Here is a 15117-nt window from a genome sequence, read left to right on the forward strand (position 1 = left end):
GACCGAACACCCGGCCGAGACCGGACGGGCGGACAAACCCCGGCGGTTACCCCATTCGGGTCTGATCGTTGTGCTGGGCGGGAACGACCAGGCCGTTCCCGCCCGCCTCCGCGAAGGACACCGGATGACCCCGCCGCCCGGCACCCCGCCACCGCCGCCCCCGCTCGCCGGAGGCCGCGGCGGCGCCGACGCCCTGCGGCCCCTCCTCGACACCGTCCTCGACGCCCTGCGCAGCGGCGCCGCCGAACGCGCCGGCCCCCTCCCCGCCGGCGGCCCCGCCGCCGTCACCGCCCGCGTCACCGACGCGCTGGGCGACGTACTCCCCACCCGCGGCGCCGGCGACCACGAAGCCCTGCGCACCCTCGTCCACACCCTCGCCGCAGGCGCCGCCGACCCCGCCGACCCGCTCTGCGCCGCCCACCTGCACTGCCCACCCCTCGCCGTCGCGGTCGCCGCCGACCTCGCCGCCGCGGCCCTCAACCCCTCGATGGACTCCTGGGACCAGGCCCCCGCCGCCTCCACCCTCGAAGCGCTCCTCACCCGCGCCCTCGCCGCCGAGTACTACGACACCCCGCACCCCGACGCCCTCGTCACCACCGGCGGCACCGAGGCCAACCAACTCGCCCTGCTCCTCGCCCGCGAACGCCACGGCCCCCGCCTCACCGTCGTCCACGGCGCGAGCGCCCACCACTCCGTCCCCCGCTCCGCATGGCTCCTCGGCCTGCCCCCCACCGTCACCGTGCCCACCCCCGCCGGCGTCCTGGACCCCGCCCGCCTCGCCGAAGCCCTCACCCGCCTCGACGGACCCATCCTCGTCACCGCCACCGCCGGCACCACCGACGCGGGACTCATCGACCCCCTGGAGCCCCTCGCCGACCTCTGCCGCCACCACGGCGCCGACCTCCACGTCGACGCCGCGTACGGAGGCCTCCTCCGGCTGAGCCCCCACCACCGCCACCAACTCACCGGGCTCTCCCGCGCCCAGTCCATCACCCTCGACCTGCACAAACTCGGCTGGCAGCCCGTCGCCGCAGGCCTCCTCGCCGTCCCCGACACCCGCCTGCTGGCCCCCCTCGGCCACCAGGCCGACTACCTCAACGCCACCGACGACACCGAAGCCGGCCTCCCCGACCTCCTCGGCCGCTCCCTGCGCACCACCCGCCGCCCCGACATCCTCAAGATCGCCGTCACCCTGCGCTCCCTCGGCCGCGACGGCCTCGCCCGCCTCATCGACGGGACCTGCGCCGCCGCCCACCACCTCGCCGAACTCCTCGACGCCCACCCCGGCTTCGAACTCCACGCCCACCCCACCATCAGCACCGTCCTCTTCCGCCCCACCCCCATGGACGACGAGCAGCTCGCGGGCCTGCGCCGCACCCTCCTCCTCGACGGCGCCGCCGTACTCGGCCGCGCCACCGCCGACGGCCGCCTCTGGCTCAAGGCCACCCTGCTCAACCCCCACACCACGGCGGGGGACCTGGACACCCTCGTCACCCTCCTGGAAGGCAGCGCCCACCGATGACCGCGCAACTCGACACCCCCCACGACCTCGTCGGAATCGGCATCGGTCCCTTCAACCTGTCCCTCGCCGCCCTGGCCGACGGCCTCCCCAGACAAGGCGTCGGCGAACTCGCCACCGCCTTCTACGACCAGCGCAGGGACTTCCGCTGGCACCCCGGCCTCCTCATCGACGGCGCCACCCTCCAGGTCCCCTTCCTCGCGGACCTCGTCACCCTCGCCGACCCGGCGAGCCCCTGGAGCTTCCTCAACCACCTCAGGCACAAGGAACGGCTCTACCCCTTCTACTTCGCCGAGCAACTCCACATCCAGCGCTCCGAATACGACGCCTACTGCCGCTGGGTCGCCGAACGCCTCCCCGGACTCCACTTCGGCCACCAGGTCGACGCCGTCCGCTGGAACCCCGAACGCGACCTCTTCGAAGTCGACTTCACCCAACTCGACACCGACGGCGAAGCAGAGGCCCTCGGCCGCGCCCACACCCGCAACCTCGTCCTGGGCGTCGGCACCGCCCCCTACGTACCCGAACCCCTGCGCCCCCTCGCCGAAGCGCCCACCGTCCCCGTCATCCACTCATCCGAGTACCTCGACAACCGCGAACGCGTCCTCGGAGCCGCACACGTCACCGTCATCGGCTCCGGTCAGTCCGGCGCCGAGGTCTTCCTCGACCTGCTCCGCGCCCGCCCCGCCGGCCGCGAGGGCCTCACCTGGCTCGCCCGCACCGAGGCCTTCGCCCCCATGGAGTACTCCAAGCTCGGCCTGGAACACTTCACGCCCGACTACACCCGCTACTTCCACGCCCTCCCCGAACCGGTCCGCGACCGACTCGTCCCCGCCCAATGGCAACTCCACAAGGGCATCGACGCCGCCACCATCGCCGCCATCCACGAAGAGCTGTACCGGCGCACCCTCCACGGCGGCTGGCCCGACGCCGTCCTCACCCCCGGAGTCAGCGTCCGCACCGCCGGCCGCGTCGCGACCACCAAGGTGGAACTCCACCTCGAACACACCCAACAAGGCGTCCGCTCCCGCCTCACCACCGACGCCGTCGTCCTCGCCACCGGCTACCGCGAACGGCCCCTCACCAGCCTCCTCGCAGGACTCGACCCCTACCTGCGCAAGGACTCCTCCGGCCGCCCCCGCATCGACGAACGCCACCGCATGATCCTCGACCCCGCCGTCACCGGCAGCGTCTTCGTCCAGAACGGCGAACGCCACACCCACGGCGTCGGAGCCCCCGACCTCGGCCTCGCCGCCTGGCGCAGCGCCGGCATCCTCAACACCCTGACGGGCAAGAACCCCTACCCCCAGCCCGCCCGCACCGCCTTCACCACCTTCGGCCTCGACCAGCGGGAGCACACCCGCCCCCATCCCGCGGGCGAACTGCTCCCACTGGTCGAACACCCTTGAAAGGCGGCTCACGGACCCCCGACTAGAAGACCGGCACCCCGGCCCGCGTCAGCCGCCAGTCCACCGAGGCGAACTGCGCCGGGTCCACCGTCCCCTTCACCTTCACCCACTGGATGATCACGTTGCGGATCTCGTCCGAGTTGGCCCACAACTGCCTGGCCTGCGGGACGTGCGGGAAGTTGCCGCCACCCGAGGCCCGGTAGTTGTTCACCGCGAGCACGAACCGCGCCGCCGGGTCCACCGCCTTCCCCTGGAAGGACAGCCCCGTGATCCGGGACCCCACGGGCTGCGCGACGTCCACGTCGTACGTCAGCCCGTACACCGCGTCGTAGTTGTAGTCCGGGATGCCCTCCGCGTTCGTCAGCTTCGCCGGATCCACCGGCGCCCCCGGAGCCGTCTGCACGTAGTACCGCGCCGAGTACTCCAGGTAGTCCTTCACCTGCGCACCCGTCAGCAGCCGCGCCTCCAGCGTGTTCTCGAACGGGTACAGCCCCGCCGCGTCCTTGATCGTGACCTGCCCGGCCGGTATCGCCGCCGTCCGCGAGAAGCACGAGGCCTGCGACAGCACCGGCAGCGCAGCCCACTCGCCGCCCGCCAGCGCGGCCTTCACCGTCTCCGCCTGCACGTGGTTGATCAGGTCGATGATCGGCACGTCCTTGACCGGGCCGTCCGCCGAGGACATCGCCTGCGTCGACGTCCCGATCACCTGGTTCACGTAACCGACGACCTTGCGGTGCTCGTCCGACAGCAGTCGGACGATCTTCGGGTCCTCCGCCACCTCGTTCGAGTTCAGCACCTGCGCCGACACCTTCGCCACCGACCAGGAGCCCTTCGACCACGTCAGCTCGAAGTCGAACAGCGTCAGCCGCTGGCCCCACTTCAACGGCTCCGACAGCACCACGTCCTTGCCGGTCGCCTTGTTCTTCACGCGGTACTCCGGGATCTCCGTGTGCGCGTGACCCACCAGGATCGCGTCGATCCCCGGCACCTGCTCGGCCACCAGACCCGCCGCGTTCTCGATGTGCGGCAACTGGTCCCCGTAGCTGGACGTACCGCTCGAACCCGAGTGCGCCGACACGATCACCACGTCCGCACCCATCGAGCGCAGCTTCGGCACGTACTTCGCCGCCTGCTCCTCCAGCCCCGGGAACGTCATCTTCCCCTGCACGTTGGCCTTGTCCCAGATCGCGATGCCCGGGTTCGTCAGCCCCAGCACCGCCACCTTCACGTCCCGCCCGCACGGGGTCCGCAGCCGGTGGACGCTGTACGGCGGGAACGCCGGCCGCAGCGTCTTCGCGTCCAGCGCGTTCGCCCCCAACAGCGGGAAGTCGCACTGCTCCTCGAACTTGCGCAGCACGGGGATCCCGTAGTTGAACTCGTGGTTGCCCAGCGCCGCCGCGTCGTAGCCGATCGCGTTCATCGCCTGAGCCATCGGGTGCACCGGACCGCGACGCGCCGTGATCGGGTCGACCTTCGCGTAGTAGTACGACAGCTGGGTGCCCTGGATCGTGTCACCGGCGTCGATCAGCAGCGTGTTGCGCCGACCCTTCTGCGCCCGCACCCGGTTCACCAGCGTGGAGATCTTCGCCAGACCGACGTCGTTGTGCGCCTTGTCGTCGAACTCCTTGTCCGTGAAGTAGTCCCAGTTGAAAACGTTTCCGTGCAGATCGGTCGTACCCATCACGGTGAAGGAGTAGGTCCGCGGACCGGACCCCTTCGATCCGTCCTGGGCGGCGGCGGCCGGGGAGCTCGTGGCCCCCGCCAACGCCACGGCCGCACCCGTCGCCGCCGTGCTGCCGATGAAAGTCCTACGGTCGAACGCCATGCCATCTCCCCTTTTGAGGCGTGAACAACGCGCGTAGATTCTGACCCACGGGTAACAATGCGCAACACCCCCGCCAGGTTGCGATCCGGTGACCGACGCAACGCCGGGTCGGCGCGCGCGTCTTGACGCACCCGGGCCCACGAGACTTCAATCAAGTCTTGAACTAAGCAGCGCACGGACGCCCCATGCTCCCTCCGTGTGAGGGCTTGTCATGCGCATGCTCCGTCCGGCGGCCCCTGCCGCCCCCCACCGCCCCCCACGAGAAGTGAAGTGATCCCGTGCCCCCACGCACCGCATCCCTGCGCGTCACCGCGTTAGGCGCCCTGGCCCTCCTGTGCTGGAGCGCCGTCACCGCCCCCTCCACCGCCGCCGGCGAAGCCCGCCCCGCCGCCCCCGCCGCGATCACCACCGCGGCCGCCGGATTCTCCGACACCTTCGACGGCCCCGCCGGAACCGCCCCCGACCCGGCCAAATGGCAGACCGAGACCGGCGACAACGTCAACAACCACGAACGGCAGTACTACACCGCCGGCAACGCCAACGCCGCCCTCGACGGCCAAGGGCACCTCGTCATCACCGCCCGCCGCGAGAACCCCGCCAACTACTCCTGCTGGTACGGACGCTGCGAATACACCTCCGCCCGCCTCAACACCGCCGGCCGCTTCACCCAGACGTACGGACACGTCGAAGCCCGACTCAAGGTCCCGCGCGGCCAGGGCATGTGGCCCGCCTTCTGGATGCTCGGCAACGACATCGGCCAGGTCGGCTGGCCCGCCTCCGGCGAGATCGACGTCATGGAAAACGTCGGCTTCGAACCCTCCACCGTCCACGGCACCCTCCACGGACCCGGCTACTCCGGCTCCGGCGGCATCGGCGCCGCCTACACCCTCCCCGGCGGCCAGGCCTTCGCCGACGCCTTCCACACCTTCGCCGTCGACTGGGCCCCCGACTCCGTCACCTGGTCGGTCGACGGCACCGTCTACCAACGCCGCACCCCCGCCGACCTCGGCGGCCGCGCCTGGGCCTTCAACAAGCCCTTCTTCCTGATCCTCAACCTCGCCGTCGGCGGCTACTGGCCCGGCGACCCCGACGCCGGCACCACCTTCCCGCAGCAACTCGTCGTCGACCACGTCCGCGTCACCACCTCCGACAGCGGAACCGGCCGCACCGGCCCCATCACCGGCCTCGCCGGCAAATGCGTCGACGTGGCGGGCGCCAACCCCGCCAACGGCACCCCCGTCCAACTCCACGACTGCAACGGCACCCCCGCACAACAATGGACCGTCGCTGCCGACGGCACCCTCCGCGCCCTCGGCAAATGCCTCGACGTGACCGCCGGCGCCACCAACGACGGCGCCCCCGTCCAGCTCTACGACTGCAACGGCACCCCCGCCCAACGCTGGGCCCTCCCCGCCGCCCGCGACATCGTCAACCCGCAGGCGAACAAGTGCCTCGACGTCACGGGCAACAACCCCGCCAACGGAACCCGCCTCCAGATCTGGACCTGCGGCGGAACCCCCAACCAGAAATGGACGGCCCCCTAGGCCGGCTCACCGATCCCGCCGGGCCGGGGCCGAAAGGAGCCCCGGCCTTCCGCCACACCCCCGGCGACAGTGCGACAGTGAAACCATGACTCACGACGCCACACCCCAGCCGTACGGAACCCCCGAGGTACCCCGCGTCGCCGTCTGCGGCGAAGCCCGCATCGAAGTCGACCCCGAGATCGCCCGCATCGGCATCACCGTCAGCGCCCGCGGCACCGACCGCCGGTCCGCACTCGAAGACCTCACCCGCCGCAACACCGCCGTCCTCGACCTCATCAAGGGCTACGGCGACCCCGTCGAGAAGCTCGAAACCGGCACCTTCTCCATCACCCCCGAACTGACCCGCCACGGCCGCGGCGAACGCATCCGCGCCTACCACGGACGCGTCACCATCACGGCCGAACTCAACGACTTCACCACCCTCGGCGAACTCACCACCCGCCTCGCCGACCTCGAACTCACCAGCGTCGACGGCCCCTGGTGGGCCCTGCGCCCCACCTCGCCCGCCCACGGCCAGGCCCGCCGCCAAGCCGTGCTCGAAGCCGTCCAGCGCGCCCGCGAATACGCCGAGGCCCTCGGCGCCCACCTGTCCGCGCTCGTCGAACTCGCGGACCTCGGCGCCGAGAACGCCTCGCCCTACCCGCTGGCCGGCGGCGGCATGCGCACCATGGCCTTCAGCGCCGCCGAGGACGCCACCGCCCCGCCCCTGGACCTCGAACCCCAGCGCCAGACCGTGTACGCCCAGGTCAACGCCCGCTTCACCATGACCCCGCCGCAGCTCTGAACGACGCGCACGCGACCGCGCCACCCGACGGGGACGGGCGCCCGCCCCGACCCCGCGACGTCAAGGACGGGACGGCCGGACTCGGCCACCGAATCGGTGAACGAGCCCCCACCCGAGGGCCGGGAAAACCCCCAGGAACGGTGCTTCGGGGGTGCTCATCAGAGCACCCCCACGCACATTCAAGTAATGTCAACAAGCTTTCGCCCAAAGGTTGTTGAGTGGACACCCGGAACCAATTTCCTACTGCCTGGTAGGGGCATACGCTCGACTCATGCGTCGAGCAAAAATCGTATGTACCCTGGGCCCCGCCACCGACTCATACGACCAGATCAAAGCCCTGGTCGAAGTCGGAATGGACATCGCCCGCCTCAACCTCAGCCACGGCACCTACGCCGAACACGAGGAGCGTTACCACCGCGTGCGCAAGGCGTCCGACGAGACGGGCCGCAGCGTCGGCATCCTCGCCGACCTTCAAGGCCCGAAGATCCGCCTCGGCCGCTTCCTCGAAGGCCCCGTACTCCTTGAACGCGGCGACGAGTTCACCATCACCGTCGAAGACCACGAGGGCGACCGTCACACCTGCGGCACCACCTACAAGGGCCTCGCGGCCGACGTCTCCATCGGCGAACGCATCCTCGTCGACGACGGACGCGTCACCCTCCAGGTCATCGACGTCGACGGACCCCGCGTCCGCACCCTCGTCATCGAAGGCGGCATGGTCTCCGACCACAAGGGACTCAACCTCCCCGGCGTCGCCGTCTCCGTCCCCGCCCTCTCCGAGAAGGACATCGAAGACCTCCGCTGGGCCCTGCGCACCGGCGCCGACGTCATCGCCCTCTCCTTCGTCCGCAGCGGCCGCGACATCGACGACGTCCACCGCATCATGGACGAGGAAGGCCGACGCCTCCCCGTCATCGCCAAGATCGAGAAGCCCCAGGCCGTCGAGAACATCGACGACATCGTCGCCGCCTTCGACGGCATCATGGTCGCCCGCGGCGACCTCGGCGTCGAAATGCCCCTCGAACAGGTCCCCATCGTCCAGAAGCGCGCCGTCAAACTGGCCAAGCGCAATGCCAAGCCCGTCATCGTCGCCACCCAGATGCTCGACTCGATGATCGAGAACTCCCGCCCCACCCGCGCCGAGGCCTCCGACGTCGCCAACGCCGTCATCGACGGCACCGACGCGGTCATGCTCTCCGGCGAGACCAGCGTGGGCAAGTACCCCGTCGAAACCGTCGCCACCATGGCCCGCATCGTCGAAGCCGCCGAAGAGGACATCCTCGAAAAGGGCCTCCCGCCCCTCACCGACCGCAACAAGCCCCGCACCCAGGGCGGAGCCGTGGCCCGCGCCGCCGCCGAGATGGGCGACTTCCTCGGCGCCAAGTTCCTCGTCGCCTTCACCCAGAGCGGGGACACCGTCCGCCGACTCTCCCGCTACCGCTCGCCCATCCCCCTCCTCGCCTTCACCCCCGACTCCGCCACCCGCTCCCAACTCAACCTCACCTGGGGCGTCGAGACCTTCCTCGGCCCCCACGTCGACTCCACGGACGCCATGGTCGCCCAGGTCGAGGAGGAACTCCTGCGCATCGGACGCTGCGTTCCCGGCGACATCGTCGTCATCACCGCCGGCTCGCCCCCCGGCGTCACCGGCTCCACCAACCTCGTCCGCGTCCACCACATCGGCGACCCCGTCCGCTGACCCGACCCCGGACCAGGCCACCGCACCACGCACGCACCACACCACACCACGCACGCACCGCACCGCGTCGGGCCCGCCCGACGCGGTCATCGCTAGTGCTTCGGCCCGATGTGCGCGTCCATCAGCGCGACCGACTCCTTCCGAGCCACGGACACGTTGAACGGATCACCGCCCCGCGCCAGGACCGTCCACCGGACACCGACCCTGGTCATCGTGTCGGTACAGAGGCGCCGGATGTCGTCCGAGGTGTTGGTGAAGAAGTACCGCGGGTACTCGTACCGCTTGGACACCCCACCCACGATGCGAGTGGTCCAGTTGGTGATCCGACACCCGTCGGAGTGGATCAACCCCCGCAGGAACTCCCAGGGACGCGCGTCCACGATCTCCCGCTGCCAGTCTTCGAGCACGATCGGCCGCTCGTGCTTCCTCCCGGGCCCGTGCTGGGGGAACAGGCAGGTCCAATGGTGTCCGTAAGCGGTCACGGCCACGCAGCCCTGCTTCTGTTGCACGGAGACCGTGTCGCCCGGCCGGACCGCCGTGATCGCGACCCGGCAGTGCTCGATGAGACCCGGCCACGCGTCCGCGCACGCTATCCGGAGGTACTGCCCGCCGCGGGGGTGGGGGCTGATGCATCCGTCGCCGAGGTAGAGGCCGAGCAGGTACGCGTACGCCGCCTGGTCGGCAGGCCCTTGGCAGGGCGTGGCGTGGTGCAGGAGTCGGGGACGGGGCTCCGGTCGGGACTGCCAGGCGCGGATCGCGGACCGGGAGATCCCGGTCTCCTTGCTGACGGAGTTCACGCTGCGGCCGCCGGTCACCAGGGCCAGGACGCGCATGCGCGTCGCGATGTCGTACATGCGCCCGACCCTGCGGTGTTCTCCGGGCCCGGCGGTGGAATCACGTCGGGCTTCGCCGGAAAGAGTGATGGTCACGCGAAGATCGCGTGACCATGGAATGCAAGCAAAGTGCCCCAGGTGGGATTCGAACCCACACTGTCCGCTGTTTGAGAGCGGCCTCTCTGACCAGTTGGAGTACTGGGGCCTACGAAACAAAGGCTCCGAGGAGCCCTGTGCGAGACCACCTTACCGCAGGTGGGTAGGCTCAGGGGAGCTTGTTATGCCCCGTATAGAGGAGCCCTCCGTGACCGCCGAGCACGAGTCGACGCCCACGCCCGACGCCGACCAGTCGCACGTTCCGCCGCTGACGACGCGCGTCGTCATCGCCGAGGACGAGGCGCTCATCCGTCTCGACCTCAAGGAGATGCTCGAAGAGGAGGGGTACTCCGTCGTCGGCGAGGCCGGCGACGGCCAGGCCGCTGTGGAGCTGGCTCGCGAGCACCGCCCCGACCTGGTGATCCTCGACGTGAAGATGCCCGTGCTCGACGGGATCTCCGCGGCTGAGAAGATCGCCGAGGAGTCCATCGCCCCGGTCCTGATGCTGACCGCCTTCTCGCAGCGCGACCTGGTCGAGCGGGCCCGTGACGCGGGCGCCATGGCGTACCTGGTGAAGCCGTTCAGCAAGAGCGACGTCGTGCCGGCCATCGAGATGGCCGTGTCGCGCTTCGCGGAGCTGCGGGCGTTGGAGAAGGAGGTCGCGGACCTCTCGCTGCGGCTGGAGACCCGCAAGCTGGTGGACCGGGCGAAGAGCATCCTGCAGACCCAGTACGGGCTGACGGAGCCGGCCGCGTTCCGGTGGATCCAGAAGACCTCCATGGACCGTCGCATGTCGATGCAGCAGGTCGCCGAGGCGGTCATCGAGGACGCCGAGGAGAAGAAGAACGCCGCGAAGGGCTGAGGGCCCGGGTACGCGTGAGGCCCGCCACCGGGATCCGGTGGCGGGCCTCACGCGTGGGGTGCGGGGATCAGTCCTCGCCGAGGTACGCCTTGCGGACGTCCTCGTTGACGAGCAGTTCACGGCCGGGTCCGGAGAGGACGACCTTGCCGATCTCCATCACGTGGCCCTTGTCGGCGAGGGAGAGCGCCGCCTGGGCGTTCTGCTCGACGAGCAGGATGGTGGTGCCCTGTGACTTGAGCTCGGCGATGGTGGCCATGATCTTCTGCATCATGATCGGGGAGAGGCCCATGGAGGGCTCGTCGAGCATGAGCAGCTTCGGGCGGGACATGAGCGCGCGGCCCATGGCGAGCATCTGCTGCTCGCCGCCCGAGAGGGTGCCGGCGGCCTGCTTGCGACGTTCGCCCAGGATGGGGAAGAGGTCGTAGGCGCGCTGGACGTCCTGCTGGATGCCTTCCTTGTCCTTGCGGAGGAAGGCGCCGAGGAGGAGGTTGTCCTCGATGGTCATGCGCGGGAAGATGTGCCGCCCCTCGGGGGAGTGGGCGAGTCCGAGCGCGACGATGTCGTGCGCGGGGATCTTCTTGAGCGACTTGCCCTGGAACTTGATCTGGCCGCCGCGCGGTTTGATCAGGCCGGACAGGGTGCGCAGGGTGGTGGTCTTGCCGGCGCCGTTGGTGCCGATGAGGGTGACGATCTGGCCGGCGTCGACGCTGAACGAGATGCCCTTGACGGCTTCGATCTTGCCGTAGGCGACGCGGAGGTCCTCGACCTCCAGGAGTGCGGTCACCGGTCTTCTCCGTCCGTGCTGGTGGTGCTGTGCGCCTCGGCGGCCTCGACCTCCGCGACTTCCTCGGCGCCGGGGGCGCCTTCGAAGGGTTCGCCGAGATAGGCGGCGATGACGCGCTCGTCGCTCTGGACCTCGGTCGCGGTGCCCTCGATGAGCTTCTCGCCCTGGACGAGGCAGGCGACGCGGTCGCAGAGGTTGAAGATGAAGCGCATGTCGTGCTCGATGACGAGGACGGCGATGCCCATGTCCCGGATGGCGAAGATGAGTTCCTCGGTGGTCCGGGTCTCCTGCGGGTTCATGCCGGCGGTGGGCTCGTCCAGGAGGATGAGACCGGGGTCGCTGGCGAGTGCCCGGGCGATCTCCAGCTTGCGCTGCTCGCCGTAGGGCAGGTTCCGCGCGAGGTGGTCGGCCTTGTGCTCCAGCCCGATGAAGGTGAGGAGCTCCATGGCCTTGTCGCGGCTGGCCGCTTCCTCCCGGCCGAAGCTGGGGAGGCGCAGCAGGGCGGACCAGAGGCCCACCTTGGTGCGGGTGTGGCGTCCGACGAGGACGTTTTCCAGGACCGTCATGTTGTTGAAGAGACGGATGTTCTGGAAGGTGCGTGCGACACCGGCCGCGGTGACCTTGAACGACTTGGGGGGCAGGACCGTGCCCTTGTACCGGACTTCGCCCTCGGTGGGGATGTAGAGGCCGGTGAGGCAGTTGAAGAAGGTGGTCTTGCCGGCGCCGTTGGGGCCGATGAGTCCGACGATCTCGCCGCTGCGGACGGTCAGGTCGACGTTCTTGACGGCGGTGAGGCCGCCGAAGCGCATCGTGACGCCGCGTGCGTCGAGGACGGTCTCCGCCGTGGTGACGGCGGGGGTGTCGGGGGTGTCGGTGGTGGTGGTCGTCATGGGTCAGACCCCTGCCTTACCGAGGACTGTGGGCGCTTCGAGCGAGTCGTGGAGTTCGAGCTGGTTGCGCTTGTTGGGAATGAGGCCCTCGGGGCGCAGGCGCATCAGGACGATGAGTGCGACACCGAAGACGAGGAGCTGGTACTCGCCCAGGAACTGGAGCTTGTTGGGGATCAGGAAGAGCAGTGATCCGCCGACGAGGGGTCCGGAGATGGTGCCCATGCCGCCGAGGACTACCGCGGCGAGCAGGAACGCGGAGTTCGGGGGCACGGCGTTGGCGAAGGTGTACTGGTCGGGGGTGACCGTGTACTGGACGTGGGCCTGGACGGCTCCGGCGAGGCCGGCGAGGGTGGCGCCGAGGGCGAAGGCGATGAGCTTGACGCGGAAGCCGTTGATGCCCATGGCTTCGGCGGCGGTCTCGTCCTCGCGGATGGCGACCCAGGCGCGGCCGATGCGGGATTCGGCGCTGCGGCGGAAGACCAGGACCACGATCAGGGTGATGAGCAGCATCAGCAGGAAGTAGTTCGCGAACCTGCCGATGGTGAATCCGGCGATGGTGTGTGCCGCGCCGAAGTCGAACCCGAAGAGGTTGATGTTCGGGATGTTGGCGATGCCGTTGGGCCCGTTGGTGATGTCGGGGCCGGAGACACCGTCGAGGTTGTTCATGGAGATGCGGAAGATCTCACCGAAGCCGAGGGTGACGATGGCGAGGTAGTCGCCGCGCAGGCGCAGCGTGGGGGCGCCGATGAGGACACCGAAGATCATCGATGCGACGGCGCCGGCGAGGAGCGCGGCCCAGAAGGGGAAGTGCACTCCGAAGGGCGAGTTGGGCGAGCCGGAGACCAGGGCGGCGGTGTAGGCACCGACGCCGAGGAAGGCGACGTATCCCAGGTCGAGGAGGCCGGTGAGGCCGACCACGATGTTCAGGCCGAGTGCGACGGTGGCGAAGATCAGGATGTTGACGCCGAGGTTCGCGTACTGGTCGTCGGTCTGGGTGAGGGGGAAGGCCGCCGCGGCGGCGAAGGCGCCGACGAGGGCGACGTTGCGGTGCCGGGCGGTGAGGGTGCTCAGCCGGGCCATGAGGCCCGCCTTGTTGATCGCGGCGGCGCCGAATCCGGCCGTGATCAGGAAGCCGACGAAGAGTTCCTGGTACGGGGTGGTGATGCCGTACGTGAACACGAAGAGGGCGAGGCCGAGGACGGCGGCGATGAGGAGGATCTCGACCCAGGCGGGGAGCACGCGGGCCGGCTTGACGGGGCCGGAGACGAAGGCGGCCTTGAAGGTCGTCCAGCGGTTTCCGGCGTTGTGCTTGAACTTGTCCCAGTCGCCGTCGTCCGGGTCGGGGCCTTCGAGGGTGGGGCGCTCGAAGGGGAGCGCGAAGGCGCCGATGACCGCGGCGAGGCTGGCGAGGGCGGCGATGCCCGCGCCGGGTTCGAGGTCGACGAGTGCGCCGAGCTCGACCACGATCGCGATGGCGGTGTACCAGGTGGTGACGAAGGCGGCGAGAGCGGCGAGTTTGATGGCCGCGTCGGTGCCTGCGGGGGCGATCCAGCCCAGGCCCTTGACCCCGTAGGAGGCGAGGGCGAAGAGCGTGGTGAGGGCGCCGCCGATGAGGACGAGCCACTGCATGCCGCCGGGGTAGCCGTAGACGGTGAGGTCTCCGGGGAAGGCGGCGGTCCAGGTCCAGGCGAGGAAGGCGGAGATGACGGTGAGGGCGCCGCCGGCGGTGGCGAGGGCGCGGCCCGTCTTCTCGGAGAGGGGGATGAAGCCCTTGTTCTGCGGTGCGGTGGTCGGCGTCGCGGTTTCCGCGGTGATGGTCGTCATGGTTGTCACACCCTGTCCGCCACGCGCTGGCCCAGCAGGCCTTGCGGCCGGAAGAGGAGCACGAGGATGAGAAGTACGAACGCCCAGGTGTTGCCCCAGGACTGGCCACCGAGCTGTTCGAAGCCGGGGATGTCGGCGACGTAGGCGGTGGTCAGGGTTTCGGCGAGACCGAGGACGAGACCGCCGACCATGGCGCCGTAGATGTTGCCGATGCCGCCGAGGACGGCCGCGGTGAAGGCCTTGAGGCCGAGCAGGAAGCCCATCTTGAACTGGACTTCGCCGTACTTGAGGCCGTAGGCGACTGCTCCGACGGCGGCGAAGACGGCTCCGAGGGCGAACGCGGTGGTGATGATGCGGTCCGTGTTGATGCCCATGAGCTTGGCGGTGTCGGGGTCCTGGGCCGTCGCCTGCATGCCGCGGCCGGTACGGGTCTTCTTGACGAAGAAGCCGAGGAAGGCCATGGAGACGGGGGCCGCGATCATCAGGAAGACGTCACCGGTCTGGATGGTGATGCTGCCGAGGTGGAAGGGGCCGCCGGGGATCTCGGGGAAGACCAGGGAGCTCGTGGCGCCGGGGAACCAGGCCCATACCGCCTGCTGGAGGGCGATGGAGAGGCCGATGGCGGTGATGAGGGGGGCGAGGCGGGGTGCGCTGCGCAGGGGTCGGTACGCGAAGCGTTCCGCTGCGACGGCGATGGTGGTGGCCACGAAGACCGCGCCTATGAGCATGAGGGGCAGGGCGACCCACATGGTGGTGCCGGTGGGGAGCATCAGCCAGACCGTGAGGGCTCCGAACCCACCGGTCATGAAGATCTCGCCGTGGGCGAAGTTGATGAGCTGGACAATGCCATAGACCATCGTGTAGCCGATGGCGACGAGCCCGTACATGGATCCCAGTAGCAGGCCGTTGACCAGCTGTTGCGGCAGTTCGTGCACCGCAGGTCCTCCGAGTCTTTCGACGGATGTGACACCGCGCGGGGCGCTATGGTGCGCGCCCCGCGCGGCAGAGATGGTGTGCCGGCAGGCTGGTGATCAGTGGCCGGCGGGTG

At 69.8% G+C, this 15117-nt stretch carries 12 protein-coding genes and 1 tRNA gene; 6 read left to right on the forward strand and 7 right to left on the reverse strand.

Annotated elements, in window-relative coordinates; translation table 11 throughout:
• The first annotated feature begins 124 nt into the window (after nt 1-124).
• Both OG906_RS25140 and OG906_RS25145 read left to right on the forward strand, forming a co-directional pair.
• Nucleotides 125-1522 carry a pyridoxal phosphate-dependent decarboxylase family protein gene (locus tag OG906_RS25140; protein WP_329445960.1) on the forward strand — a complete coding sequence of 466 codons (1398 nt, stop codon included), beginning with the start codon at nt 125-127 and terminating at the stop codon, nt 1520-1522.
• Complete coding sequence (locus OG906_RS25145; protein WP_267801682.1) at nt 1519-2928, forward strand: lysine N(6)-hydroxylase/L-ornithine N(5)-oxygenase family protein; 1410 nt, start codon at nt 1519-1521, stop codon at nt 2926-2928. The genes OG906_RS25140 and OG906_RS25145 overlap by 4 nt, the downstream gene beginning before the upstream one ends.
• A gap of 22 nt (nt 2929-2950) precedes the next feature.
• Here OG906_RS25145 and OG906_RS25150 read toward each other — a convergent pair whose 3' ends face one another.
• Complete coding sequence (locus OG906_RS25150; protein WP_329445962.1) at nt 2951-4753, reverse strand: bifunctional metallophosphatase/5'-nucleotidase; 1803 nt, start codon at nt 4751-4753, stop codon at nt 2951-2953.
• A gap of 278 nt (nt 4754-5031) precedes the next feature.
• On the opposite strand from OG906_RS25150, the gene OG906_RS25155 reads away from it, so the two are divergent.
• The 3 genes from OG906_RS25155 (at nt 5032) to pyk (ending at nt 8780) form a co-directional block, all read left to right on the forward strand.
• Entirely contained in the window at nt 5032-6297 is a 1266-nt protein-coding gene (locus OG906_RS25155) for a ricin-type beta-trefoil lectin domain protein (protein ID WP_392892089.1), read from the forward strand.
• Between the two features lie 85 nt (nt 6298-6382).
• A complete protein-coding gene (locus OG906_RS25160; protein ID WP_329445964.1) occupies nt 6383-7081 on the forward strand; it encodes an SIMPL domain-containing protein in 699 nt (232 codons plus the stop codon).
• Nucleotides 7082-7352: 271 nt separating this feature from the next.
• A complete protein-coding gene (gene pyk / locus OG906_RS25165; protein WP_267801686.1) occupies nt 7353-8780 on the forward strand; it encodes a pyruvate kinase in 1428 nt (475 codons plus the stop codon).
• Between the two features lie 92 nt (nt 8781-8872).
• On the opposite strand, the gene OG906_RS25170 is transcribed toward pyk, so the two are convergent.
• Nucleotides 8873-9634 carry a helix-turn-helix domain-containing protein gene (locus OG906_RS25170; protein WP_329445967.1) on the reverse strand — a complete coding sequence of 254 codons (762 nt, stop codon included), beginning with the start codon at nt 9632-9634 and terminating at the stop codon, nt 8873-8875.
• A gap of 109 nt (nt 9635-9743) precedes the next feature.
• A tRNA-Leu gene (locus tag OG906_RS25175) sits at nt 9744-9818 on the reverse strand.
• Between the two features lie 75 nt (nt 9819-9893).
• Here OG906_RS25175 and OG906_RS25180 point away from each other — a divergent pair.
• Nucleotides 9894-10571, forward strand: coding sequence for an ANTAR domain-containing response regulator (locus OG906_RS25180; RefSeq protein WP_329445969.1), 678 nt, complete (start codon nt 9894-9896; stop codon nt 10569-10571).
• A 67-nt stretch (nt 10572-10638) separates the two neighbouring features.
• Here the strand turns inward: OG906_RS25180 and OG906_RS25185 are convergent, their stop codons facing one another.
• Genes OG906_RS25185 through OG906_RS25200 form a run of 4 tightly spaced genes read right to left on the reverse strand, consistent with a single transcriptional unit; the run spans nt 10639 to nt 15004 of the window.
• A complete protein-coding gene (locus OG906_RS25185) occupies nt 10639-11355 on the reverse strand; it encodes an ABC transporter ATP-binding protein (protein ID WP_053684897.1) in 717 nt (238 codons plus the stop codon).
• Nucleotides 11352-12245 (reverse strand): ABC transporter ATP-binding protein, encoded by an 894-nt coding sequence (locus tag OG906_RS25190; RefSeq protein WP_053684895.1) that lies wholly within the window; start codon nt 12243-12245, stop codon nt 11352-11354. Before OG906_RS25190 ends, OG906_RS25185 begins: the two co-directional genes overlap by 4 nt.
• Nucleotides 12246-12248: 3 nt before the next feature.
• Nucleotides 12249-14069 (reverse strand): branched-chain amino acid ABC transporter permease, encoded by a 1821-nt coding sequence (locus OG906_RS25195; protein WP_385646916.1) that lies wholly within the window; start codon nt 14067-14069, stop codon nt 12249-12251.
• Nucleotides 14070-14074: 5 nt separating this feature from the next.
• Nucleotides 14075-15004 (reverse strand): branched-chain amino acid ABC transporter permease, encoded by a 930-nt coding sequence (locus OG906_RS25200; RefSeq protein ID WP_053684891.1) that lies wholly within the window; start codon nt 15002-15004, stop codon nt 14075-14077.
• Nucleotides 15005-15117: the final 113 nt, after the last annotated feature.

It is taken from the genome of Streptomyces sp. NBC_01426, from assembly GCF_036231985.1.
In the GTDB taxonomy this organism is placed as follows: Bacteria; Actinomycetota; Actinomycetes; order Streptomycetales; family Streptomycetaceae; genus Streptomyces.

Coding starts and splice junctions, on each gene's coding strand:
- pyk (WP_267801686.1), top strand. CDS start 7,353: ATGCGTCGAGCAAAAATCGTATGTACCCTGGGCCCCGCCACCGACTCA.
- OG906_RS25190 (WP_053684895.1), bottom strand. CDS start 12,245: ATGACGACCACCACCACCGACACCCCCGACACCCCCGCCGTCACCACG.
- OG906_RS25145 (WP_267801682.1), top strand. CDS start 1,519: ATGACCGCGCAACTCGACACCCCCCACGACCTCGTCGGAATCGGCATC.
- OG906_RS25150 (WP_329445962.1), bottom strand. CDS start 4,753: ATGGCGTTCGACCGTAGGACTTTCATCGGCAGCACGGCGGCGACGGGT.
- OG906_RS25140 (WP_329445960.1), top strand. CDS start 125: ATGACCCCGCCGCCCGGCACCCCGCCACCGCCGCCCCCGCTCGCCGGA.
- OG906_RS25170 (WP_329445967.1), bottom strand. CDS start 9,634: ATGTACGACATCGCGACGCGCATGCGCGTCCTGGCCCTGGTGACCGGC.
- OG906_RS25195 (WP_385646916.1), bottom strand. CDS start 14,069: ATGACGACCATCACCGCGGAAACCGCGACGCCGACCACCGCACCGCAG.
- OG906_RS25180 (WP_329445969.1), top strand. CDS start 9,894: ATGCCCCGTATAGAGGAGCCCTCCGTGACCGCCGAGCACGAGTCGACG.
- OG906_RS25160 (WP_329445964.1), top strand. CDS start 6,383: ATGACTCACGACGCCACACCCCAGCCGTACGGAACCCCCGAGGTACCC.